Annotated in this window: 26 protein-coding genes; 11 read left to right on the forward strand and 15 right to left on the reverse strand. The window is 56.9% G+C overall.

What is annotated here, in order from left to right; all coding sequences use genetic code 11:
* Window positions 1-16: 16 nt before the first annotated feature.
* Together dxs and DTA24_RS22255 are read left to right on the forward strand one after the other, a co-directional pair.
* Entirely contained in the window at window positions 17-1879 is a 1863-nt protein-coding gene (gene dxs, locus DTA24_RS22250) for a 1-deoxy-D-xylulose-5-phosphate synthase (RefSeq protein ID WP_008805380.1), read from the forward strand.
* 60 nt (window positions 1880-1939) lie between these two features.
* A complete protein-coding gene (locus DTA24_RS22255; RefSeq protein WP_008805379.1) occupies window positions 1940-2914 on the forward strand; it encodes an aldo/keto reductase in 975 nt (324 codons plus the stop codon).
* 45 nt (window positions 2915-2959) lie between these two features.
* Here the strand turns inward: DTA24_RS22255 and pgpA are convergent, their stop codons facing one another.
* The 6 genes from pgpA to nrdR all read right to left on the reverse strand — a co-directional run bounded on the left by pgpA (window position 2960) and on the right by nrdR (window position 7054).
* Window positions 2960-3463: a phosphatidylglycerophosphatase A gene (pgpA, locus tag DTA24_RS22260; RefSeq protein ID WP_008805378.1), complete on the reverse strand. Its 504-nt coding sequence runs from the start codon at window positions 3461-3463 to the stop codon at window positions 2960-2962.
* Window positions 3456-4427: a thiamine-phosphate kinase gene (gene thiL / locus DTA24_RS22265; RefSeq protein ID WP_012542699.1), complete on the reverse strand. Its 972-nt coding sequence runs from the start codon at window positions 4425-4427 to the stop codon at window positions 3456-3458. Before thiL ends, pgpA begins: the two co-directional genes overlap by 8 nt.
* A 73-nt stretch (window positions 4428-4500) precedes the next feature.
* On the reverse strand, window positions 4501-4920 hold the full coding sequence (gene nusB / locus DTA24_RS22270) for a transcription antitermination factor NusB (RefSeq protein ID WP_008805376.1): 420 nt from the start codon (window positions 4918-4920) through the stop codon (window positions 4501-4503).
* A 19-nt stretch (window positions 4921-4939) separates the two neighbouring features.
* The gene (ribE, locus tag DTA24_RS22275; protein WP_001021161.1) at window positions 4940-5410 is read right to left on the reverse strand and encodes a 6,7-dimethyl-8-ribityllumazine synthase; all 471 of its coding nucleotides are present in this window, start codon (window positions 5408-5410) and stop codon (window positions 4940-4942) included.
* An 87-nt stretch (window positions 5411-5497) separates the two neighbouring features.
* Complete coding sequence (gene ribD / locus DTA24_RS22280; protein ID WP_016160372.1) at window positions 5498-6601, reverse strand: bifunctional diaminohydroxyphosphoribosylaminopyrimidine deaminase/5-amino-6-(5-phosphoribosylamino)uracil reductase RibD; 1104 nt, start codon at window positions 6599-6601, stop codon at window positions 5498-5500.
* 3 nt (window positions 6602-6604) lie between these two features.
* Window positions 6605-7054 carry a transcriptional regulator NrdR gene (gene nrdR, locus DTA24_RS22285; RefSeq protein ID WP_002890417.1) on the reverse strand — a complete coding sequence of 150 codons (450 nt, stop codon included), beginning with the start codon at window positions 7052-7054 and terminating at the stop codon, window positions 6605-6607.
* A 147-nt stretch (window positions 7055-7201) separates the two neighbouring features.
* Between nrdR and DTA24_RS22290 the strand changes: the two genes are divergently transcribed.
* Together DTA24_RS22290 and DTA24_RS22295 are read left to right on the forward strand one after the other, a co-directional pair.
* Window positions 7202-7741 (forward strand): DUF3251 domain-containing protein, encoded by a 540-nt coding sequence (locus DTA24_RS22290; protein ID WP_008805374.1) that lies wholly within the window; start codon window positions 7202-7204, stop codon window positions 7739-7741.
* A 300-nt stretch (window positions 7742-8041) separates the two neighbouring features.
* On the forward strand, window positions 8042-8926 hold the full coding sequence (locus tag DTA24_RS22295) for a nucleoside-specific channel-forming protein Tsx (RefSeq protein WP_123837066.1): 885 nt from the start codon (window positions 8042-8044) through the stop codon (window positions 8924-8926).
* A 42-nt stretch (window positions 8927-8968) separates the two neighbouring features.
* Here the strand turns inward: DTA24_RS22295 and DTA24_RS22300 are convergent, their stop codons facing one another.
* From DTA24_RS22300 to DTA24_RS28435, 8 genes are all read right to left on the reverse strand, one after another.
* Entirely contained in the window at window positions 8969-9664 is a 696-nt protein-coding gene (locus DTA24_RS22300) for a helix-turn-helix transcriptional regulator (RefSeq protein ID WP_008805373.1), read from the reverse strand.
* A gap of 24 nt (window positions 9665-9688) precedes the next feature.
* Window positions 9689-10054 carry a VOC family protein gene (locus DTA24_RS22305; RefSeq protein ID WP_016160371.1) on the reverse strand — a complete coding sequence of 122 codons (366 nt, stop codon included), beginning with the start codon at window positions 10052-10054 and terminating at the stop codon, window positions 9689-9691.
* A 136-nt stretch (window positions 10055-10190) separates the two neighbouring features.
* Window positions 10191-11162 carry a protein translocase subunit SecF gene (gene secF, locus DTA24_RS22310; RefSeq protein ID WP_008805371.1) on the reverse strand — a complete coding sequence of 324 codons (972 nt, stop codon included), beginning with the start codon at window positions 11160-11162 and terminating at the stop codon, window positions 10191-10193.
* A 10-nt stretch (window positions 11163-11172) separates the two neighbouring features.
* Window positions 11173-13020 (reverse strand): protein translocase subunit SecD, encoded by a 1848-nt coding sequence (gene secD, locus DTA24_RS22315; protein ID WP_008805370.1) that lies wholly within the window; start codon window positions 13018-13020, stop codon window positions 11173-11175.
* A gap of 26 nt (window positions 13021-13046) precedes the next feature.
* The gene (gene yajC / locus DTA24_RS22320) at window positions 13047-13379 is read right to left on the reverse strand and encodes a preprotein translocase subunit YajC (protein WP_002890398.1); all 333 of its coding nucleotides are present in this window, start codon (window positions 13377-13379) and stop codon (window positions 13047-13049) included.
* 22 nt (window positions 13380-13401) lie between these two features.
* Window positions 13402-14529, reverse strand: a complete 1128-nt coding sequence (gene tgt / locus DTA24_RS22325) for a tRNA guanosine(34) transglycosylase Tgt (protein ID WP_002890395.1) — start codon at window positions 14527-14529, stop codon at window positions 13402-13404.
* 109 nt (window positions 14530-14638) lie between these two features.
* A complete protein-coding gene (gene queA, locus DTA24_RS22330) occupies window positions 14639-15703 on the reverse strand; it encodes a tRNA preQ1(34) S-adenosylmethionine ribosyltransferase-isomerase QueA (RefSeq protein WP_002890390.1) in 1065 nt (354 codons plus the stop codon).
* Between the two features lie 64 nt (window positions 15704-15767).
* Window positions 15768-15884 (reverse strand): hypothetical protein, encoded by a 117-nt coding sequence (locus DTA24_RS28435; protein WP_004218831.1) that lies wholly within the window; start codon window positions 15882-15884, stop codon window positions 15768-15770.
* Window positions 15885-15958: 74 nt separating this feature from the next.
* Between DTA24_RS28435 and acpH the strand changes: the two genes are divergently transcribed.
* Window positions 15959-16540, forward strand: coding sequence for an ACP phosphodiesterase (gene acpH / locus DTA24_RS22335; RefSeq protein WP_008805369.1), 582 nt, complete (start codon window positions 15959-15961; stop codon window positions 16538-16540).
* Between the two features lie 127 nt (window positions 16541-16667).
* The gene (locus tag DTA24_RS22340; RefSeq protein WP_004178733.1) at window positions 16668-17270 is read left to right on the forward strand and encodes a peroxiredoxin; all 603 of its coding nucleotides are present in this window, start codon (window positions 16668-16670) and stop codon (window positions 17268-17270) included.
* Between the two features lie 144 nt (window positions 17271-17414).
* Here DTA24_RS22340 and DTA24_RS28440 read toward each other — a convergent pair whose 3' ends face one another.
* On the reverse strand, window positions 17415-17561 hold the full coding sequence (locus DTA24_RS28440) for a hypothetical protein (protein ID WP_012542702.1): 147 nt from the start codon (window positions 17559-17561) through the stop codon (window positions 17415-17417).
* A gap of 55 nt (window positions 17562-17616) precedes the next feature.
* Between DTA24_RS28440 and DTA24_RS22345 the strand changes: the two genes are divergently transcribed.
* The 5 genes from DTA24_RS22345 (at window position 17617) to fba (ending at window position 21683) form a co-directional block, all read left to right on the forward strand.
* On the forward strand, window positions 17617-18060 hold the full coding sequence (locus DTA24_RS22345; RefSeq protein ID WP_123837067.1) for a PTS sugar transporter subunit IIA: 444 nt from the start codon (window positions 17617-17619) through the stop codon (window positions 18058-18060).
* Window positions 18061-18065: 5 nt separating this feature from the next.
* Entirely contained in the window at window positions 18066-18353 is a 288-nt protein-coding gene (locus tag DTA24_RS22350) for a PTS sugar transporter subunit IIB (protein ID WP_012542704.1), read from the forward strand.
* A gap of 20 nt (window positions 18354-18373) precedes the next feature.
* Window positions 18374-19765 carry a PTS ascorbate transporter subunit IIC gene (locus DTA24_RS22355; RefSeq protein WP_012542705.1) on the forward strand — a complete coding sequence of 464 codons (1392 nt, stop codon included), beginning with the start codon at window positions 18374-18376 and terminating at the stop codon, window positions 19763-19765.
* Window positions 19766-19830: 65 nt separating this feature from the next.
* Window positions 19831-20793 carry a carbohydrate kinase family protein gene (locus tag DTA24_RS22360; RefSeq protein ID WP_123837068.1) on the forward strand — a complete coding sequence of 321 codons (963 nt, stop codon included), beginning with the start codon at window positions 19831-19833 and terminating at the stop codon, window positions 20791-20793.
* A gap of 35 nt (window positions 20794-20828) precedes the next feature.
* Window positions 20829-21683, forward strand: a complete 855-nt coding sequence (gene fba / locus DTA24_RS22365) for a class II fructose-1,6-bisphosphate aldolase (RefSeq protein ID WP_164481372.1) — start codon at window positions 20829-20831, stop codon at window positions 21681-21683.
* The last annotated feature ends 29 nt before the right edge of the window (window positions 21684-21712 follow it).

Genomic DNA, 21712 nt, shown 5'->3' on the forward strand with positions numbered 1-21712 from the left:
AATAAATGAGTCTCTGATGAGTTTTGATATTGCCAAATACCCGACCCTGGCGCTGGTAGATTCCACCCAGGAGTTGCGCCTGTTGCCAAAAGAGAGCCTGCCGAAGCTGTGTGATGAGCTGCGGCGCTATCTGCTGGACAGCGTCAGCCGCTCCAGCGGTCACTTTGCCTCTGGCCTCGGCACGGTGGAACTGACCGTGGCGCTGCACTACGTGTATAACACGCCGTTCGATCGCCTGATCTGGGACGTCGGCCATCAGGCCTACCCGCATAAAATTCTGACCGGCCGCCGGGACAAAATCGGCACCATTCGCCAGAAAGGCGGCCTGCATCCCTTCCCGTGGCGCGGTGAAAGTGAGTATGACGTGCTGAGCGTCGGCCACTCCTCCACCTCCATTTCCGCCGGTATCGGGGTGGCTATCGCCGCCGCGAAAGAGGATAAGCAGCGGCGCGCAGTGTGCGTGATTGGCGACGGGGCGATCACCGCCGGCATGGCGTTTGAAGCGATGAACCACGCCGGGGATATCAAACCCGACCTGCTGGTCGTGCTGAATGACAATGAAATGTCGATTTCCGAGAACGTCGGCGCGCTGAACAATCATCTGGCGCAGTTGCTCTCCGGTAAGCTCTACTCCACCCTGCGCGAAGGGGGCAAAAAGGTCTTCTCCGGGGTGCCGCCGATTAAAGAGCTGCTTAAACGAACCGAAGAACATATCAAAGGGATGGTGGTACCGGGGACGCTGTTTGAAGAGCTGGGCTTTAACTACATCGGGCCGGTCGATGGCCACGATGTGCTCGGTCTGGTCAGCACGCTGAAGAACATGCGCGATCTGAAAGGCCCGCAGTTCCTGCATATTATGACCAAAAAGGGCCGCGGCTATGAGCCCGCCGAGAAAGACCCGATCACCTTCCATGCGGTGCCAAAATTCGACCATACCAGCGGCGTACTGCCCAAAAGCAGCGGCGGCCTCCCTTCCTACTCGAAAATCTTCGGCGACTGGCTGTGCGAGACAGCGGCCAAAGACAGCAAGCTGATGGCGATCACGCCGGCGATGCGCGAAGGTTCAGGGATGGTGGAGTTTTCGAAGAAATTCCCCGATCAGTACTTTGACGTCGCCATCGCCGAGCAGCATGCGGTCACCTTCGCCGCCGGGCTGGCGATTGGCGACTACAAGCCGGTGGTGGCGATCTACTCCACCTTCCTGCAGCGAGCCTACGATCAGGTGATCCACGATGTGGCTATCCAGAAGCTGCCGGTGCTGTTTGCTATCGACCGCGCCGGGATTGTCGGCGCAGACGGCCAGACGCATCAGGGAGCGTTCGATCTCTCCTTCCTGCGCTGTATTCCGGATATGGTGGTGATGACCCCGAGCGATGAAAATGAATGTCGCCAGATGCTGCATACCGGCTACCATTACAGCGACGGCCCCTGCGCCGTGCGCTATCCGCGCGGTAGCGGCACCGGCGCGACGCTCGAGCCGCTGGCATCGCTGCCGATCGGCAAAGGGATGGTGAAACGTCAGGGCGAGAAAATAGCGATCCTCAACTTTGGCACCCTGCTGCCGGAAGCCGCGGCGGTAGCGGATAAACTCAACGCGACCCTCGTGGATATGCGCTTTGTGAAGCCGCTGGATACGGCGCTGATCCTGCAGCTGGCCGGCGAACACGACGCGCTGGTGACGCTGGAAGAGAACGCCATCATGGGCGGCGCCGGCAGCGGCGTGAACGAAGTGCTGATGGCCCATCGCCGGGCGGTACCGGTGCTCAATATTGGCCTGCCGGATTATTTTATTCCTCAGGGCACTCAGGAAGAGATCCGCGCCGACCTCGGCCTTGATGCCGCCGGTATTGAAGCCAAAATCCGCGACTGGCTGGCATAATTGCCCCTTCCGCTCCTGCTATGCTTAAGAGATACCCTTGATGAATAGCAGGAGCGCACTATGCACTATATCCCCCTAGGTGATACTGCCTTACGGGTTTCCCGACTCTGCCTCGGCTGCATGACCTTCGGCGAGCCGGACCGCGGCAGACACGCCTGGACGCTTCCGGAAGAGAGCAGCCGCCCGCTTATCCAGCACGCCATTGAAGGCGGCATCAACTTCTTCGATACCGCAAACAGCTACTCCGACGGCAGCAGTGAAGAGATCGTTGGCCGCGCCCTGCGCGACTTTGCCCGCCGTGATGAGGTGGTTGTCGCCACCAAAGTGTATCACCAGGTCGGCGATCTGGCGGAAGGGCTTTCCCGGGCGCAGATCCTGCGCTCCATCGACGACAGCCTGCGCCGTCTTGGGATGGACTATGTCGACCTGCTGCAGATCCACCGCTGGGACTATACCACCCCGATTGAAGAGACCCTCGAAGCGCTGGACGAGGTGGTGAAAGCCGGCAAAGCGCGCTATATCGGCGCCTCGTCCATGCATGCCCGACAATTTGCCCAGGCGCTGGCGCTCCAGCAGCAGAACGGCTGGGCGCGCTTTGTCACCATGCAGGATCACTACAATCTGATTTACCGGGAAGAAGAGAATGAGATGCTGCCGCTGTGTCAGCACAACGGCGTGGCGGTGATCCCGTGGAGCCCGCTGGCGCGCGGCAGACTGACCCGCCCCTGGGGAGAGACCACCGCCCGGCTGGTTTCGGATGAGTTCGGCAAAACGCTTTACAGCACCAGTGAAGAAAACGACGCGCAGATCGCTGAGAATCTCGCGGACGTGGCGGAAGAACTCGACGCCAGCCGCGCCCAGGTTGCCCTCGCCTGGCTGTTAAGCAAACCCGGCGTTGCCGCGCCGATTATCGGTCCCTCGCGTCAGGAACAGCTCGACGACCTGCTGCAGGCGGTGGATTTGACGCTTTCTCCGGAACAGATCGACAAGCTGGAGGCGCCGTATCAGCCGCATCCGGTGGTGGGATTTAAGTAACAGGTGTGGTTTCCCCGGCAGCATGATGCTACCGGGGAGAGACGATTAAAGCAGACCGATGGGCCAGTGATGGCCAATGACATACAGCACGCCGGCCGAGATCACGCCGGCGACGATATCGTCGACCATAATCCCCATTCCGCCGTGGATATTGCGGTCAAACCAGCGAATCGGCCACGGCTTCCACATATCGAAGATACGGAAAATCACGAAGCCAGCGGCCACCCACTGCCAGTCCAGGGTCGGCAACGCCATCAGGGTGATCCACATCCCGACAAACTCATCCCAGACTATACTGCCGTGGTCATGGGTGCCCATATCTTTGGCCGTGCGATGGCACAGATAGACGCCAATACAGATGCTCATCATCACCACCAGCGAGTAGAGCTGCCAGGGGAGAAAGGTCATCAGATACCAGAACGGGATCGCCGCCAGCGACCCCATCGTCCCCGGTACCACCGGGCTTAAGCCGCTGCCAAAGCCAGTCGCCAGCAGATGCCACGGGTTACGCATGCTCAGGCGGCGTAACGCCTCGTCTCGACTACGCAAAGTGATCGTATCCCTTTAAATCAAGCGCGACCGGCTTACCATCGCGGATAAATTGCAGCCCTTCGCTCTCCGGCGCAATCTGTCCGATACAGGTAAAACGCGCGCCAAGATGGCCAAGGGCCACGTCCAGCGCCCCGCGGTTCAGCTCCGGTACGGTAAAGCACAGTTCGTAATCTTCCCCGCCAGCGAGCGCCCAGCGCAGCGCCTGCTCGGGCTCCACCTGGCGCAGTATCGCGTCGGAATACGGCATGGCATCGAGATCGATGCGCGCGCCGCAGCCGCTGGCTTTAAGAATATGGCCCAGATCGGAGATCAGGCCGTCGGAAAGATCGATAGCCGATGTCGCCAGGTCACGCAGCGCCTGACCCTGCAGCACGCGCGGCATCGGGCGCAGATGACGAGCCAGCAGGTAGTCGGCGTCAGACGGTTCATCCACCGTCAGCCGGTTCTGCAGCACCGCCAGGCCGGCGGCGCTGTCTCCCGGGGTGCCGGTGACATAGATCCAGTCTCCTGGCTTCGCGCCAGCGCGTTTCATGGCGCGCCCTGGCGGCACAAAGCCGTGAATACCCAGCGTCATGGCGAGCGGGCCACGGGTGGTATCACCGCCAATCAGCTGCATATCGTAATAGTCCAGCTGGACAAACAGGCTGTCGCTAAAGGCTTCCAGCCAGGTTTCATCCACCTCTGGCAAAGTCAGCGCCAGCGTGAGCCACGCCGGTTCCGCGCCCATCGCCGCGAGGTCGCTCAGGTTCACCGCCAGCGCTTTATAAGCGAGGTCGGCAGGGTCGATATCGGGTAAGAAGTGATTGCCCGCCACCAGGGTGTCGGTGCTGATTGCCAGCGTTTTTTTCTCGGGGATATTCAGGAGCGCGCAGTCATCGCCGATGCCGGTTTCAACATCAAGGCGGGCGCTTTTAACGCGATCAAAATAACGGGCAATCAGGGAAAATTCGCCGCATGCCATACGTTATGCCTCAGCAAAGAAAAAAATAAGGCCGGGTTCGCGGGATCAGATCCTGCAAAGCCCGGCCTGGCGTTTACTTTTTGCGGGGACGAATTACCGGAGCCGCTTTGTCCAGCACGCCGTTGACGAACTTATGGCTATCTTCAGCGCCGAAGGTTTTCGCCAGTTCGATAGCTTCATTGATGGCCACTTTATACGGTACGTCGTCACGTTTGGACAGCTCAAACAGCGCGATACGCAGCACCGCTTTTTCCACCTGGCCCAGCTCTTCCAGCTGACGGGACAGGTAGGGCTTCATCAGGCCGTCGAGGTACGCGCTGTTAGTCGCCACTCCGGACAGCAGTTCACGGAAATACAGAACATCTACATCTTTTACGTCCTGTTCCGCCAGGAACTGGTATTCGACATCAGCGATGTCGTTGTGGGACAACTGCCAGGAGTAGAGCGCCTGGACGGCACACTCACGGGCGCGGCGACGAGCAGCAGGTTTCACGGAATTCCCCTTACAAAAATCAGGCCTTGATGGCTTTCAATACGTTAATCATTTCCAGCGCGGTCAGCGCAGCTTCTGCGCCTTTGTTACCGGCTTTGGTGCCAGCGCGCTCGATGGCTTGTTCAATACTTTCAGTGGTCAGAACACCAAAGGCTACCGGGATTTCGCTGTCCTGAGCGACATGCGCCAGGCCATTGCTGGCACCGCCAGCCACATATTCAAAGTGGGCAGTACCGCCGCGGATCACCGTACCCAGCGCGATCACCGCGTCATATTTACCGGTTTTCGCCAGTGCGCCAGCCGCCAGCGGCAGCTCATACGCGCCTGGAACCCAAACAACGGTGATGTTTTCATCTTTTACCTGACCAATGCGTTTCAGGGCGTCAATCGCACCTTCCAGCAGGCTGTCATTGATAAAGTTGTTGAAACGCGCAATGGTGATGGCGACGCGAGCGTCCGGGGTAGCAACGTTAGCTTCAATAATGTTCATACTCTTCCTTCGGGTTCATGTGCCCCGCAAGGGGGGCGGATTTTATCATATTATTCTGAGCGCTGCTTCCTAATAATCAGGAAAGCCTCACGCAGTGGTTAAATGCAGGCAGACATCCGGGCCAACCTGACGTATCTCATTGAATTTGAAATGGGGTGCCTGGCTCAGTTCTTCAAGCCCCGGCAGCGCGCATAATCCACGCGCCGCATTGCCTAACAGTTTAGGCGCAATATAGACGATAAGCTCGTCGACAAGGCCAGCCTGCAGCAGCGCCCCGGCAAGCGTCGCTCCCGCCTCCACCCAGACGCTGTTCACCTGCTGTTTGCCAAGCAGCATCATCAGCAACACCAGATCGAGATGGCCGTTATGTTCCGGCACCAGCAGCGTACGAACGCTTTCCGGCCACTGGCGCTCATCCGCACGCAGGCGGGCAAACAGCGTTTCTCCTGCCTGCTGCACAATACGGTGCTCAGGCGTGACGCGGTTCTGACTGTCGATGACGACGCGCAGCGGTTGGCGCAAATTCTCTTCGGGATACAGCGCCTGAGTATCCGCGCTCAGCTCCTGCCAGCGCACGGTCAGCGCAGGATCGTCCGCCAGCACGGTGGCGCTGCTGGTGAGGATGGCATGACTTTGGGCGCGCAGACGCTGCACGTCGCGTCGCGCCTGCGGGGAGGTGATCCACTGGCTTTCACCGCTGGCCATCGCCGTGCGGCCGTCCAGCGAGGCGCCCAGCTTCAGCTGCACCCAAGGAAAACCGGTGCGCATCCGCTTCAGGAAGCCCTTATTCAGCGCTTCCGCTTCGTTCATCATCAGCCCGTGGCTGACGTCAATACCGGCCTGCTGCAGACGATACAGACCGCGCCCCGCCACCTGCGGGTTTGGGTCTTGCATCGCAGCGACCACGCGGCTAACGCCGGCGGCGATCAACGCATCGCAGCACGGCGGCGTACGGCCATGGTGGCTGCAGGGCTCAAGGGTGACGTAGGCGGTGGCGCCCTGCGCCTTTTCGCCGGCCATGCGGAGCGCGTGCACTTCGGCGTGCGGCTCGCCGGCGCGATAGTGAAAGCCCTCGCCGACGATCTCGCCGTCTTTCACAATGACGCAGCCAACGTTAGGGTTAGGATGGGTGGTAAAGCGTCCGCGCGCGGCAAGCTTCAGCGCTCGCGCCATGTACATTTCGTCCTGCATGGCTTAGTCCTGTAAGCGGGCGATCTCTTCGCCGAATTCTTTGATGTCTTCAAAGCTGCGATAGACCGACGCAAAGCGAATATAGGCGACTTTATCCAGCTTTTTCAGCTGTTCCATCACCAGATTGCCAATCATTTTGCTGGCCACTTCGCGCTCGCCGGTGCCGCGCAGATGGGTTTTGATATGGTTGACCGCCATTTCCACGTCATCGGCGCTAACCGGACGTTTCTCCAGCGCTTTCAGCATCCCGCTGCGCAGCTTGTCTTCGTTGAAGGGTTCACGCACATCGTTACTCTTCACCACCCGGGGCATCACCAGCTCCGCCACTTCGAAGGTGGTAAAGCGTTCATTACAGACCAGGCACTGCCGACGGCGACGCACGGAAGAGCCTTCCCCCACCAGACGAGAGTCGATCACTTTGGTATCCACGGCGAAACAGAAAGGGCAATGCATAGCGCGTCCTGACAGGTAGTTAAACTGAAGGGTAGTTTACCGCGAAGTGACCTGACTACAAAGAAAGAGCTTTTGAGACAAAGGATCTATGAGAGAGGCAGGCGGTTTGGCTACCATTAAGCATCCTCTGCAAACGGAATCCTGACCATGACAAGACGTTACCTGAAACTCGCCATCGCGGGCAGCCTGTTTACCCTGACCGCCTGCGCCCAGCAAAGCGAAATCCGCCAGATGCACCAGAGCGTGAGTACCCTGAGCCAGGAGATGACCCAGCTCAATCAGCAAACGATCAAAATCACCCAACAAAACGCGCTGAACGCCAAATCCACCCGCGGCGTCTATCTGCTGCCGGAGGCCAAAACCCCGGCGCGGCTGGAGAGCCAGATCGGCACCCTGCGCATGTCGGTGGGCAGCATTACGCCGGACGGCGACGGGTCACGCCTGACTTTACGCATTCAGGGTGAATCCAACGATCCGCTGCCGGCCTTTACCGCCACCGTCGCCTCCGGGCAGATCACCGGCACCACCCACAGCTATCAGGAAGTCAATGTTCAGGATCAGCTGATTAGCGCCCCGGCCAGCATCCTCGCCCCCAGCGATGTGGATATCCCGTTGCGTCTGAACGTGACGCCCGACAAAGTCGGTTTTATTCGCGTCCACGATATCCAGCCCGCCGCTGCACAGTAAATCTTCACGCCGGGCCCTGCCCCGCCCGGCTACCTCCAGCTCCGTCTTTCTTATCCACTTACAACTTTTCACAAGAGTTCATTAGAAATCGTTCTGTATGGCGATTTTCAGTAGCATTTTGTCAAGAAATGCATAGAATCGTGAACGCAATCGATTACGCATGTTCTGGTTATGTGAAACAACACGTATTTTTGTGAGCAATGATTCCTATAATAGACCCCCACAGAAAGACGAAATATTTAGAAACGCTTCGGCACTTCTTTTAACGCCTTCAGGCTCAATTTAAACAGTGGCATTACTATGAAAAAAACATTACTGGCAGCGGGTGCGGTTGTGGCGCTCTCCACTTCTTTTACTGCGGGCGCGGCAGAAAACGATAAACCGCAGTTCCTGTCTGACTGGTGGCACCAGAGTGTTAACGTGGTGGGCAGCTACCACACCCGTTTTGGACCGCAGATCCGTAACGATACCTACCTGGAATATGAAGCGTTCGCCAAAAAAGACTGGTTTGATTTCTACGGCTATATCGATGCCCCGGTATTCTTCGGCGGCAACAGCACGGCAAAAGGTATCTGGAACAACGGCTCGCCGCTGTTTATGGAGATCGAACCGCGTTTCTCTATCGATAAGCTGACCAATACCGATCTGAGCTTCGGGCCGTTCAAAGAGTGGTACTTCGCGAACAACTATATCTACGATATGGGCCGTAACGACTCTCAGGAGCAGAGCACCTGGTATATGGGTCTGGGTACCGATATCGATACCGGCCTGCCGATGAGCCTGTCGCTGAACGTCTACGCCAAATACCAGTGGCAGAACTACGGCGCGTCCAACGAAAACGAGTGGGACGGCTACCGCTTCAAAGTGAAATACTTCGTGCCGCTGACCGACCTGTGGGGCGGCTCGCTGAGCTACATCGGTTTCACCAACTTCGACTGGGGTTCTGATCTCGGCGATGACAACTTCTACGATCTGAACGGGAAGCACGCGCGCACCAGCAACTCCATCGCCTCCAGCCACATCCTGGCGTTGAACTACGCGCACTGGCACTACTCGGTGGTGGCCCGTTACTTCCATAACGGCGGTCAGTGGGCTGACGATGCCAAGCTGAACTTCGGCGATGGCGATTTCAGCGTCCGCTCGACCGGCTGGGGTGGTTACTTCGTGGTCGGTTACAACTTCTAATTGCGGATACAGCAAGACAGCGCCCGGGCCAGCCGGGCGTTTTTATTTCTCCCACACGTCGCACCGCACTTTGCGCAGAAAATCGCTTAACGAGCGATCGGCACACTCGCTGAATCGACGCTCGGTCGCCCTGACCGCCAGACAACGGTCGAGGCGAAAGTTACGATAATCATTACGCAGCTCGCACCAGGCCACCAGCAGCCAGCGCTCCCCCCAGAAAAACAGCCCCAGCGGCAGCACGTCGCGCTCGGTTACCCGGCCAGACTCATCCTGATAGCGCAACTGCAGCACCTGCTGGCCGGAGACCGCCTGATGAATGACGTCAAAATAGGTTTTGGCATAGCGATGGGCGCCGAGATCGGGGGCAAACAGGCGGGTCTGCTCCGCCTGGCGCCGGCGCGCCTCCGGCAGGATCGCCAGCATCTTCTCCTGGGCGGATTCCAGCGATTGCGACAGCGCCTCACCGCCCCAGGTTTTCAGCAACCGAATCGCGGCGATCAGCGCTTCGGATTCTTTGGTGGTCAGCATCAGCGGCGGCAGATCGTAGCCCGCCAGCAGGCGATAACCACTCCCCGCCTCGCCCTCCACCGGCACGCCGGAGAGGGAGAGATCGCGGATATCGCGATACACGGTGCGCTCCGACACGCCCAACCGCTCCGCCAGCAGCGCGGCGGTAGTGAGCCGCCTGCCGCGCAGGATCTGCACAATCTGAAATAAACGGTCGGCGCGTCGGGTCATGTCTCACTTCACAAAACGTTTAGGTTAAGCCGGCTGGTGCAGGCCGACGCGGTTGCCCTCGCTGTCAGTAAACAGCGCGATGGTGCCAATATCATTCGGCAGCGTCAGCGGCCCGAAAACACACGCCCCACCCGCCGAGGCAACGCGGTCCAGGGTGGCGGCAAGATGGTCTGTATGCAGGTAAATAATAGCGCCCTGCGCTGAAGGGGCGATACCCTCAAATTTGGCCAACGCGCCGCCAGGGGCCGGATCCTGATGCGGGAACACCGCCAGCTCGGCGCAGTCCATGGTTTCGCGACGCAGCGTCACCTGCATCACCGGCTCATAAAACGCGACGGCGCGATCCATATCGGCGACCGGAATTTCAAACCAGTTAATCACGTTATTCATACTTCCTCCTGCTCGTTAGTGAGTTCAGAAGGAGTGTATGGGAGGGCTCCTGACAGCATACTGTCAGCAGGTTTTATCGCGGACAAAAAAATCCCGGCCGCCTGGGCCGGGATGGCTTTATCTCAACTGAACCGGATTACGGCAGAATAGACGGCTGGTCCGCCCCTTCTTTTTCGACCTTCTGCTGCAGCAGATGCTCGCGCTTCATACCCAGTTTCAACGCCAGCGCAGAGGCGACGTAGATAGAGGAAGCCGTACCGATGGAGACACCGATCAGCATGGTCAGCGAGAAGCCTTCCAGAATCGGGCCGCCGAACAGGAACAGCATCAGGATCACCATCAGGGTGGTCCCGGAGGTGATCAAGGTACGGTGCAGCGTCTGGGTCAACGACACGTTGAAGATCTCGTACGGCGTACCGCGGCGGATCTTACGGAAGTTTTCACGGATACGGTCCGATACCACAATACTGTCGTTCAGCGAGTAGCCGATAACCGACATCAACGAGGCCACAATGGTCAGGTCGATCTCGATATGGAACAGCGACAGTACGCCCATGGTGATCACCACATCGTGCGCCAGGGCGATAACCACCCCGGCAGCCAGACGCCATTCGAAGCGGAAGCCGACGTAGATCAGGATACAGACCAGCGCGGCAATCAGCGCCAGGGCGCCAGTTTGCGCGAGGTCCGCGCCGACGCTCGGGCCGACAAACTCAATTCGCTTCACCGCCGCATTCTGGCTGGTCGATTCGTTAATCACCGTCACGACCTTGCTGCCCAGTTCCTGGCTGACGTTGGCGTCATGCACCGGCGGCATACGTACCATGATGTCGCGGCTGCTGCCAAAGTTCTGCACCTGCGGCTCTTCAAAGCCCGCTTTCTGCAGGGAGTCGCGCATCTGGTCCAGATCGACCGGCTTCTCAAGGGTAATCTCGATCACCGTACCGCCGGTGAAATCGAGCCCCCAGTTAAAGCCGCGGACGCCGATGATGGCGATCGACACAATCAGCAGAAAACCTGAAATGCCGAAGGCCCAGTAGTCCCAGCGCATAAAGTCCCAGACTTTACGGCCGTGGTTCAATTGTTCAACAGTATATTCCTGTGCCACAACGCACTCCTCAGATAGACAGCTTTTTAACGCGCTTGCCGCCGTACAGCAGGTTCACGATGGCACGGGTGCCGACGATAGCGGTAAACATTGAGGTCGCGATACCGATACCGGTGGTAATCGCAAACCCTTTAATGGCACCGGTACCGACCGCGTACAGGATGATCACTTTGATAAGCGTCGTCACGTTGGCGTCGAAGATCGAGCTGAACGCGCCGCGATAACCTTCGTCAATCGCCTGCTGAACGGTACGCCCGTTGCTCAGCTCTTCTTTGATACGCTCGTTGATCAGAACGTTAGCATCGACCGCCACCGCAAGGGTTAACACGATACCCGCGATGCCCGGCATGGTCAGCGTCGCCCCCGGGATCAGGGACATAATGCCGACAATCAGCACCAGGTTGGCAATCAGCGCCGAGGTCGCAATCAGACCGAACTTCTTATAGAAGAGGATCATGAACAGGATAGAGACCACCAGGCCGGCCAGACAGGCTTCCAGACCCTGCTTGATGTTCTGCATACCAAGGGTTGGGCCGATAGTCCGCTCTTCGACGATCTGAATCGGGGCAATCAGCGCGCCGGCACGCAGCAGCAGCGACAGCTGGCGTGCTTCGTTCGGGTTGCTGATACCGGTGATACGGAAGCTGTTACCCAGACGCGACTGGATGTTGGCGATGTTAATCACCTCTTCCTCTTTCGCCAGGATAGCGCGACCGTTAGCGTCTTTCTTACCGCTGTCTTTATACTCCACGAACAGGGTCGCCATCGGCTTACCGATATTGTCCTTGGTGAAGTTAGACATGATATTACCGCCCGCGCTGTCCAGCGAGATGTTGACCTGCGGCTGGTTGTACTCATCCATGCTGGAGGTCGAGTCGGTGATATGGTCACCGGTCAGGATCACTCGCTTGTACAGCACCACCGGCTGGCCTTCACGCGTCTCTTTCACTTCCGAGTCGCCCGGCACGCGGCCAGAGGCAGCGGCGGACTGGTCCACGTTGGTATTGACCAGACGGAACTCGAGGGTCGCGGTTGCGCCAAGGATCTCTTTCGCCCGCGCGGTATCCTGGATACCCGGCAGCTCAACCACGATGCGGTCAGCACCCTGACGCTGAACCAGCGGTTCGGCGACGCCCAGCTGGTTCACACGGTTACGCAGAATGTTAATGTTCTGCTGAACCGCGTACTCGCGGGCTTCTTTCAGGCGCTCATCGGTCATCACCGCTTTCAGGCTGTTGTCACCCTGAGAGGAAATCACCAGATCGCGATGGCGAGGGCTGAGATAAGAGATAGCCTGGTCGCGCGCCGCGCTGTCGCGGAAGACGATGCTCAGACCATAGTTGTCTTCCTTGCGCACGGTCGCGTAAGGAATGCCTTTGTCACGCAGTTCGCTGCGCAGGCTGTCGATGTTCTGTTCCTGCAGTTTGCCTAACGCGGTGTCCATGTCGACTTCCATCAGGAAGTGCACGCCGCCGCGCAGATCAAGACCCAGCTTCATTGGCTCGGCATAGAGTGCCGCCAGCCAGCGTGGGGTTGCCGGAGCAAGGTTTAGCGCCACGACGTATTTGTCACCCAGCACGGTAAGCAGCGCTTCACGCGCACGCAGCTGGGTATCAGTGGTGTCGAAGCGCGCAAGAATAGCGCCCTCTTCCAGTGCCACAGACTTCGCGGTTATTTTTTCTTCTTGTAAAGTTTTCTGGACCTGGATCAGCGTTTGCTCACTGGCGGCGACGCCGCGCGCGCCAGTGATTTGAACAGCCGGATCCTCACCATACAGGTTGGGAAGCGCATAGATCAGGCCGACGACAATGACGACGACCAGCATGACGTACTTCCACAAAGGATAACGGTTTAACACGGCAGTTCCCTTTGGGAAAAGTTAGATTACAGCGCCTTCATGGTGCCTTTCGGCAGAACGGCAGCAACGAAGTCACGTTTGATAACCACTTCAGTGGTATCGTTCAGCGCGATAGCAATGTAGCCAGTTTCCGCTACTTTGGTCACGCGACCGACCAGACCGCCGTTGGTCAGCACTTCATCACCTTTGGCGATGGAGTTCATCAGGTTCTTGTGTTCCTTGGTGCGCTTCTGCTGTGGGCGCAGGATCATGAAGTAAAAAATCAGACCGAACACCACCAGCATCAGAATCAGAGACATCGGGCTGCCCTGCGCCGGTGCACCCGTTGCCGCTACCGCATCAGAAATAAAAAAGCTCATTGAAATTCCCTCATTATTAAAATTAATCAACGTTCAAAGGAGGCACGGTGCGCCCCTGACGTTGGTAAAAATCGGTCACGAAGCTCTCTAATTTACCCTCTTCGATAGCCTTGCGTAAACCAGCCATTAAACGCTGATAGTAGCGCAGGTTATGAATGGTATTGAGACGCGCGCCCAATATTTCGTTGCAACGGTCGAGGTGATGCAAGTAAGCGCGTGAATAATTGCGACATGTATAGCAATCACACTCGGCGTCCAGCGGTGCGGTATCGCTTTTGTGCTTCGCGTTGCGGATTTTCACCACGCCGTCGGTGACGAACAGGTGGCCGTTACGCGCGTTGCGCGTCGGCATGACGCAGTCGAACATATCGATACCGCGACGTACCCCTTCCACCAGATCTTCCGGCTTCCCGACGCCCATCAGGTATCGTGGTTTATCGGCCGGGATCTGCGGGCAGACGTGCTCCAGAATACGGTGCATGTCTTCCTTCGGCTCACCGACCGCCAAACCGCCGACAGCGTAGCCATCAAAGCCAATCTCTACCAGACCTTTCACCGAGATATCACGTAAATCTTCGTAAACGCTGCCCTGAATGATGCCGAACAGCGCATTTTTATTGCCAAGGCTATCGAAACGGTCGCGGCTGCGCTTGGCCCAGCGCAGAGACATTTCCATCGAGCGCTTGGCGTAATCCCAGTCTGCCGGGTACGGCGTACATTCGTCGAAGATCATCACGATGTCGGAACCGAGATCGTATTGAATCTCCATCGATTTTTCCGGATCGAGGAAAATCGGATCGCCGTTGATCGGGTTGCGGAAATGGACGCCCTGCTCGGTGATCTTACGGATATCGCCAAGGCTGAACACCTGGAAGCCGCCGGAGTCGGTAAGGATCGGTCCTTTCCACTGCATAAAATCGTGCAGATCGCCATGCAGCTTCATGATCTCCTGACCCGGGCGCAGCCACAGGTGGAAGGTGTTGCCGAGAATAATCTGCGCGCCGGTGGCTTCCACTTCTTCCGGCGTCATCCCTTTGACGGTGCCGTAGGTGCCAACGGGCATAAAGGCCGGTGTTTCCACCACGCCGCGCTCAAACACCAGGCGACCGCGGCGGGCGCGACCGTCGGTGGTATCCAGTTCAAATTTCATGCTTGCTCCTGCGTCAGAAAAACAGTCCGACGTTTTCATACTCGCCACGGAATGATTCCGTGGCTAAAAAATGCGTCATGGCGTCCAAAACGCCGGCGGGCCGGCCTTGTCAGGGACGCTCAGAAATAGCCTGCGGATTGTACGTGATAAACATCGCATCCCCGTAGCTAAAAAAGCGATATTTCTGCTCCACCGCCACCTTATAGGCGTTCATGGTGTGCTGATAACCCGCAAACGCCGACACCAGCATAATCAGTGTGGATTCAGGGAGATGGAAGTTGGTTACCAGCGCATCGATCACCTGGTACTGATAACCCGGGTAGATGAAAATCTGCGTATCGTCGAAGAACGGCGCGATCAGGGCGTCTTTCGCCGCCTGCGCCGCGCTCTCCAGCGAGCGTACCGAGGTGGTGCCTACCGCAATCACGCGGTTGCCGCGCGCTTTCGCCGCCAGCACCGCATCGACCACCTCCTGCGGCACTTCCGCATATTCAGAGTGCATGGTGTGCTCTTCAATGCTGTCGACGCGCACCGGCTGGAAAGTCCCCGCCCCCACGTGCAGGGTGACAAACGCCATCTCAACGCCTTTGGCGCGCAGTTTGTCCAGCAGCGGTTCGTCGAAGTGCAGACCGGCGGTCGGGGCGGCTACCGCGCCCGGCCTGGTGCCGTAGACGGTTTGATAGAGTTCGCGATCAGCGTCTTCGTCCGGGCGGTCAATGTAGGGCGGCAGCGGCATATGGCCGATCCCGTTGAGGATCTCCAGCACCGGACGCTCGTCGTTAAATTCCACTTCAAACAGCGCGCCATGACGCGCCAGCATCGTGGCCTTAATGCTCTCGTCATCGCCCAGCAGCAGCTCGGCGCCCGGCTTCGGCGCTTTTGAGGCGCGAATATGGGCCAGGATGCGCTTATCATCCAGCATCCGCTCCACCAGCACTTCAATCTTGCCGCCGCTGGCCTTGCGGCCGAACAGACGCGCCGGGATCACCCGGGTGTTGTTAAACACCAGCAGATCGCCGGGATTGAGCTTATCGAGGATGTCGGTGAAGGTGCCATGCGTCAGCGCGCCCGTCGGCCCGTCCAGGGAGAGCAGGCGGCAGCTGCTGCGCTCAGGCATCGGATAGTGGGCGATCAGAGATTCGGGTAGTTCAAAAGCAAAATCGGTAACGCGCATGACGGTAACTCAGACTGAATAAAGAGGCGGGTAGTCTAGTGCCGGGGCGTTCCGCCTGCAACCTTTACCCCTCCGGATGAATGACATAATCTATATTCCAAATCATTCCGAATGCCGCCATGCGGCAACCGAATGCCTTACCGGTGGCAAAGGTGCCGCGCGCAGCCAGGCAGCATGCCATGCGGACACCGAGGCGCCGTTCAGCGCAACATCGGTGATTCCACCTGCCCGCTCGTATTTAAAGGATGTCGTTTTATGAATTTTCTCGCCCACCTGCACCTCGCCCATCTCGCCGACAGCTCGCTGCCCGGCAACCTGATGGCCGATTTTGTGCGCGGCAACCCGCAGGGCGACTATCCGGCGGAGATCATCGACGGCATCTATATGCATCGCCGGATTGACGTGATGACTGACAACCTGGCGGAAGTCAAAGAGGCGCGGGAGTGGTTTCGCCCGCAAACCCGTCGCGTCGCCCCCATCACCCTCGATGTCATGTGGGATCATTTCCTGTCGCAGCACTGGGCGCAGCTCTCCCCTGACCTGCCGCTGGACGAGTTCGTGCGCTACGCCGAGCAGCAGATCGTCCCCATCCTGCCTGACTCGCCGCCACGCTTCGTCAATCTGAATCAGTACCTGTGGTCGGAGCGCTGGCTGGAGCGCTATCAGGAGATGGATTTTATTCAGCGCGTGCTTAACGGCATGGCCAGCCGCCGTCCGCGTCTCGACGCCCTACGCGATTCCTGGCAGGATCTGGATACCCACTACGACCAGCTGGAGGGGCAGTTCTGGCGCTTTTATCCGCAAATGATGCGCCTGGCAGAAAACAAACAGCTGTAATAGCCACGTGATTGATAGGTAAAAGCTGGCTGAACGATTGTCAGCGCCTCTTTGTGTTATTAGCGGCCAGGCTCTATACTTGCCCGCGTTGCGTTCCAAATAACCTTAGTAATTACAGGAGAATCAAATGGTTCTGGTCACTCGTCAAGCGCCGGATTTTACTGCAGCCGCTGTGCTGGGTAATGGTGAGATCGTTGAGAAATTCAATTTCAAACAGCACACCAACGGTAAACCTACCGTTCTGTTCTTCTGGCCGATGGACTTCACCTTCGTGTGCCCGTCTGAGCTGATCGCGTTCGACAAACGTTACGAAGAATTCCAGAAACGCGGCGTGGAAGTGGTTGGCGTTTCCTTCGACTCCGAGTTCGTTCACAACGCATGGCGTAACACCCCGGTAGACCAGGGCGGTATCGGCCCGGTTAAATACGCGATGGTTGCTGACATCAAACGTGAAATCCAGAAAGCTTACGGTATCGAGCATCCGGACGAAGGCGTAGCGCTGCGCGGCTCTTTCCTGATCGACGCTAACGGCGTGGTACGCCACCAGGTGGTTAACGACCTGCCGCTGGGCCGTAACATCGACGAAATGCTGCGTATGGTTGACGCGCTGCAGTTCCACGAAGAGCACGGCGAAGTCTGCCCGGCGCAGTGGGAAAAAGGAAAAGAAGGTATGGCTGCTTCTCCGGAAGGCGTAGCAAAATACCTGACCGAAAACGTCTCCAGCCTGTAATCGGCAGGCGTTTTAATAAAAGGCTCGCTCAGGCGGGCCTTTTTTGTTAGCGGTGTCAAAATTTAAGAAAATGACCCGCCGATATTTGTGACCAGAGATACACTTCTGCCAAAAAAATTCGCCCTACCTCTCACTTTTTCTCTGTCAAATTTCAGCATCAAAATACAAAGCCTTCATAACCCACTGAAAAATACATAAATTATTTATATCGTTTTCTGCCGGTACTTTGCCGTCGATGTGATCCCCATCAATATTTAAAACCCCGGATGTGATCTCATCCATCATTTTCATCAATGTATTTAGTCATGATTTTACTCAGGAACAGGAATACGTTCAGGAGCTGAGGATGGAAATTATTTTTGACCCGTCGTTAATCGCCCTTAAGCAGAATATTTCCCGTGCGGAAGAGGCCATCGAACTGGCGGGTTCATTACTCGCCAGGCGTCAGATTTGCAGCGTCGAATATGTCAACGAGATGCTGACGGTATATGAAGATTTCGGCGCCGCTATCGTCATAGACGACGGGATTGCCATGCCGCACGCCCGGCCGGAAAAAGGGGCATTGCAGACCGGATTTTCGCTTGTCACCACCGCCACCCCAATCTCCTTCGGCCACGATGAGTTCGATCCGGTTACCGTGATCATCGCTATCGCCGGCGCGGACGCTGACAGTCATATCAAAATGATCCAACTGATAGCCTCGCTGATCGAGTCAGATATTGTGACCTTCCTTCATCAGGAAAATGACGTGAATTCAGTCTTACATTTCATCCAAAAACAAATGGAGTAGTCATTATGTTAGTTATCAGAACGGTTTGTGGTAACGGTATTGGCAGTTCATTGATGGCTGCGAATAATGTCAAAAAGATCTGTGAAGAATTAGGTATCAAAGCAGACGTCGCCTCGGTCGATTTTGCTAACGCCGTCGGCGAAAAAGCCGATCTTTACATCACGATCAAAGAACTGGCAAATCAATTTCCAACCCACTGTCATGTCGCCATCATTCGCAGCTATGTCCATAAAGCGAAAATCGCCGAGGATATTACCGACGCGCTGACCAAAATTGCGGCGAATCACTCTTAATTAACATAGAGGGAACGACCATGCAGGCTATTCTTAGTTTCTTAGCGGAAATATTCAGTCAACCTGCTTTTTTAATGGGGCTGATTGCTTTTGTCGGTTTAGTGGCGCTGCGCTCCCCCGGTAACAAACTCCTTACCGGCACATTAAAACCGATTCTAGGCTATTTAATGTTGAGCGCTGGCGCAGGCGTTATCGTTGCCAATCTCAACCCGCTGGGCGGTATTATCGAGGCCGGGTTTAATATCCGCGGCGTTATTCCAAACAATGAAGCCATTGTCTCCGTCGCCCAGAAGATGCTGGGCGTGGAAACCATGAGTATTTTGCTGTTAGGCTTTATTTTCAACCTGATTATCGCCCGCTGTACCAAGTATAAATATATCTTTCTGACCGGCCATCACTCGTTCTTCCTCGCCTGCCTGTTTTCCGCTGTCCTGCAGGCGGCGGAGTTCCATGGCTGGATGTTGATCCTGATCGGCGGATTCCTGCTGGGGTCATGGTCGGCCATCTCCCCCGCGATTGGTCAGCGTTACACCAAGCAGGTCACAGAAGACGGTGGGATCGCCATGGGTCATTTCGGCTCCCTCGGCTACTACCTCTCGGCATGGATCGCCAGCCGGACCGGCAATCCGGCAAATTCCTTCGCGGATACCGAAATTTCAGAAAAGTGGGGCTTTCTGCGCGATACCACCGTCACCACCGGTATCGTGATGTTTGTTATCTACTTTGTCTGCAGCGCTGTCGCCGGATCGGCATACCTGAGCACCATCACCGACCAAAACATGCTGATCTTCTCGGTGCTGACCGGCCTGCAGTTCGCCGTTGGCGTGGCCATTGTGTACAACGGTGTGCGGCTGATCCTCGGCGATCTGGTGCCGGCATTCCAGGGCATCAGCCAGAAGCTGATCCCGGACTCCATCCCGGCCGTTGACTGCGCGGTATTCTTCACCTTTAGCCCCACCGCCGTGGTGGTGGGATTCATCAGCTCCTTCGTGGGCGGGCTGGTCGGGATGCTCTTGCTCGGCGGGCTGGGCATGGCGCTGATTATTCCCGGCATGGTGCCGCACTTCTTCTGCGGCGGCACGTCCGGCGTCTTCGCCGACAAGCTGGGCGGCAAGCGCGGATGTATCATCGCCTCCTTTATCGGGGGGATCTTCCTCGCCTTCCTGCCGGCGATGCTGCTGCCGGCGCTCGGCAACCTCGGGTTTGAAAACAGCACCTTCGCCGATTTCGACTTCGCGGTATGGGGCATCATTATCGGTAACGCCTTCACCCAGTTTGGCCAGGTCACTATCTACCTGATTTGTCTGGTGCTGCTCGTCGCGCTGCTGGCGCCTTTCTGTTTCCGTCACGTACGGGTGGTTGGCGATACGCTCAGCTATGAGGAGCTCACGGCGAAGCAGAAAAATGAATAAGCGGCGTCATTTTTCCCGGCGGGGAGGTCACGCTTCCCGCCGCTGACCAATAATCAGGAGTGGTTATGGCTATTTTGTCCATTGGATTTGCTTGTTTCGATCAGTTTTTCTTTCTCAATGAATGGCCTCAGGAGAATACCAAAAACTTTTGTCATGATTTTATAGAAAGCGGCGGCGGCCCAGCGGCCAATGCGGCATGGCTGCTGGGATTATGGGGTGAGGAAGTCTATTACATTGGTCATCTGCATCAGGACCTTTACGGTCAGCGCATTATCGATGAGTTTGCCGAAGCGGGCGTGGATACCAGCCAGGTGGTTTTTTCCGATGACATGATCACTCCGCTGGCCTCGGTGCTGGTCAATCGCTTAACGGGTTCGCGGACGATTATTACCCGCAAGATGCAAACGCCACCTTCCCTGACCTACGATCAAAAGCTCAAACTGGACGACCTCGCCGAGCGGCTGATTGCCAGCGTGGAGCCGGTCACCATTTTAATTGACGGCCATGAGGCAGAAATCAGTGAATATTTAATTAAGAAACTGCCCCACGCCAAAGTCGTGATGGACGGGGGTTCACTGCGTGCCAGCAATATTAAACTGGCGGCCTGGACTGACTATTTTGTCGTAAGCGAACATTTTGCCCGCGATTATATGAGCTATCGTTCACTGAGCACCGAAGCAGACATTAAAGCGGCCCTGATTGAACTGAATAAAATTTGCCGCGGCGAGGCGTTTATCACCCTTGGCGAAAAAGGCTGCGCCTTCTTAAAGAGCGGTATGCTGCAGATCGTCCCGTCCTGGCTGTGCAATGCCGTTGATACCACCGGTGCCGGGGATGTTTTTCACGGTGCCTTTACCTATGGCGTCCATTATTCGTGGCATATAGATAATATTATTTTATTTGCCAGCCTGACCGCCGCTATTTCTATTGAGAAAAAAGGGGTACGGGAATCGATGCCGGATCTGGCGGTCGTCCACCACTCGCTAAATAGCTACGAGAGAAATTTAAAGCAATATTTTGAAGAATAACTGCGTTTAATAAATATCAAGAGGTGAATATGTTAGTGTCGATGAAGGACATGCTTCAGCATGCCCTAAAGAACGGTTACGCCGTCGGTCAGTTCAACATTAATAATCTGGAATGGGTCGGCGCCGTATTAAGCATCGCCCAGCAGTGCCGCTCACCGGTTATTTTGGGCGTGTCCGGCGGCACGGTTAAGCATATGCTCGGATTAAAATGTATTCATGATATTGTGGTTAATGCCATAGATTATTTACATATTGATATTCCGGTGGCTCTGCATCTGGATCACGGCACTACCCAGGAGGCCTGCGAAGCCGCGATCGCTGCCGGCTTCAGTTCCATTATGTTTGATGGTTCACATCTGCCGTTCAGGGAAAACCTGACCATCACCCGCCACCTGGTGGCGCTGGCGCACAGCAAGGGCATCTCCGTGGAAGCCGAACTGGGGACCATCGCCGGCAGTGAAGATGGTATCGTTAACTCCGAGGTCATTTACGCCGATCCTGAAGAGTGCTACACCCTGGTGACAGAAACGCAGGTGGATTGCCTCGCCGCCGCGCTGGGTTCCACCCATGGTCTGTATAAAGGTAAAGCCCGGCTGGGATTTACTGAGATGAAAGCCATTGCCGAGCGCGTGAAGGTCCCGCTGGTGCTGCATGGCGGCACCGGTATTGCCGATGAGGATATGCGCCGGGCGATTGCCTGCGGCACCGCCAAGATTAACGTCAATACCGAAAACATGTACGCCTGGTGCCAGCAGGTGAAAGCGACCTTTGCCGCCGATACCGGGCACGATGTGAACGATCCGCGGAAAGTCATCACCCAGGGGCTGCAGCCGGTACGTGAGATGATTGCCCGCCGCATGGCGCTTTTTGGCTCACAGCAGCGCTATTGACGCCGGGCCTGCGGCTGAAACCTCCGCCC

The sequence above is a fragment of the Klebsiella sp. P1CD1 genome (assembly GCF_003790505.1).
Lineage (GTDB): Bacteria > Pseudomonadota > Gammaproteobacteria > Enterobacterales > Enterobacteriaceae > Klebsiella > Klebsiella variicola.

Bases quoted from the DNA above. Each gene is read 5' to 3' on its own strand.
- DTA24_RS22345 (WP_123837067.1), top strand. From the start codon at position 17,617: ATGGAAATTATTTTTGACCCGTCGTTAATCGCCCTTAAGCAGAATATT.
- ribD (WP_016160372.1), bottom strand. From the start codon at position 6,601: ATGCAGGACGAAATGTACATGGCGCGAGCGCTGAAGCTTGCCGCGCGC.
- tgt (WP_002890395.1), bottom strand. From the start codon at position 14,529: ATGAAATTTGAACTGGATACCACCGACGGTCGCGCCCGCCGCGGTCGC.
- DTA24_RS22340 (WP_004178733.1), top strand. From the start codon at position 16,668: ATGGTTCTGGTCACTCGTCAAGCGCCGGATTTTACTGCAGCCGCTGTG.
- DTA24_RS22305 (WP_016160371.1), bottom strand. From the start codon at position 10,054: ATGAATAACGTGATTAACTGGTTTGAAATTCCGGTCGCCGATATGGAT.
- DTA24_RS22295 (WP_123837066.1), top strand. From the start codon at position 8,042: ATGAAAAAAACATTACTGGCAGCGGGTGCGGTTGTGGCGCTCTCCACT.
- DTA24_RS22290 (WP_008805374.1), top strand. From the start codon at position 7,202: ATGACAAGACGTTACCTGAAACTCGCCATCGCGGGCAGCCTGTTTACC.
- ribE (WP_001021161.1), bottom strand. From the start codon at position 5,410: ATGAACATTATTGAAGCTAACGTTGCTACCCCGGACGCTCGCGTCGCC.
- DTA24_RS28440 (WP_012542702.1), bottom strand. From the start codon at position 17,561: ATGAAAATGATGGATGAGATCACATCCGGGGTTTTAAATATTGATGGG.
- acpH (WP_008805369.1), top strand. From the start codon at position 15,959: ATGAATTTTCTCGCCCACCTGCACCTCGCCCATCTCGCCGACAGCTCG.
- DTA24_RS22360 (WP_123837068.1), top strand. From the start codon at position 19,831: ATGGCTATTTTGTCCATTGGATTTGCTTGTTTCGATCAGTTTTTCTTT.
- queA (WP_002890390.1), bottom strand. From the start codon at position 15,703: ATGCGCGTTACCGATTTTGCTTTTGAACTACCCGAATCTCTGATCGCC.
- DTA24_RS22355 (WP_012542705.1), top strand. From the start codon at position 18,374: ATGCAGGCTATTCTTAGTTTCTTAGCGGAAATATTCAGTCAACCTGCT.
- DTA24_RS22255 (WP_008805379.1), top strand. From the start codon at position 1,940: ATGCACTATATCCCCCTAGGTGATACTGCCTTACGGGTTTCCCGACTC.
- dxs (WP_008805380.1), top strand. From the start codon at position 17: ATGAGTTTTGATATTGCCAAATACCCGACCCTGGCGCTGGTAGATTCC.
- nrdR (WP_002890417.1), bottom strand. From the start codon at position 7,054: ATGCATTGCCCTTTCTGTTTCGCCGTGGATACCAAAGTGATCGACTCT.
- DTA24_RS28435 (WP_004218831.1), bottom strand. From the start codon at position 15,884: ATGGCATGCTGCCTGGCTGCGCGCGGCACCTTTGCCACCGGTAAGGCA.
- DTA24_RS22350 (WP_012542704.1), top strand. From the start codon at position 18,066: ATGTTAGTTATCAGAACGGTTTGTGGTAACGGTATTGGCAGTTCATTG.
- thiL (WP_012542699.1), bottom strand. From the start codon at position 4,427: ATGGCATGCGGCGAATTTTCCCTGATTGCCCGTTATTTTGATCGCGTT.
- yajC (WP_002890398.1), bottom strand. From the start codon at position 13,379: ATGAGCTTTTTTATTTCTGATGCGGTAGCGGCAACGGGTGCACCGGCG.
- DTA24_RS22300 (WP_008805373.1), bottom strand. From the start codon at position 9,664: ATGACCCGACGCGCCGACCGTTTATTTCAGATTGTGCAGATCCTGCGC.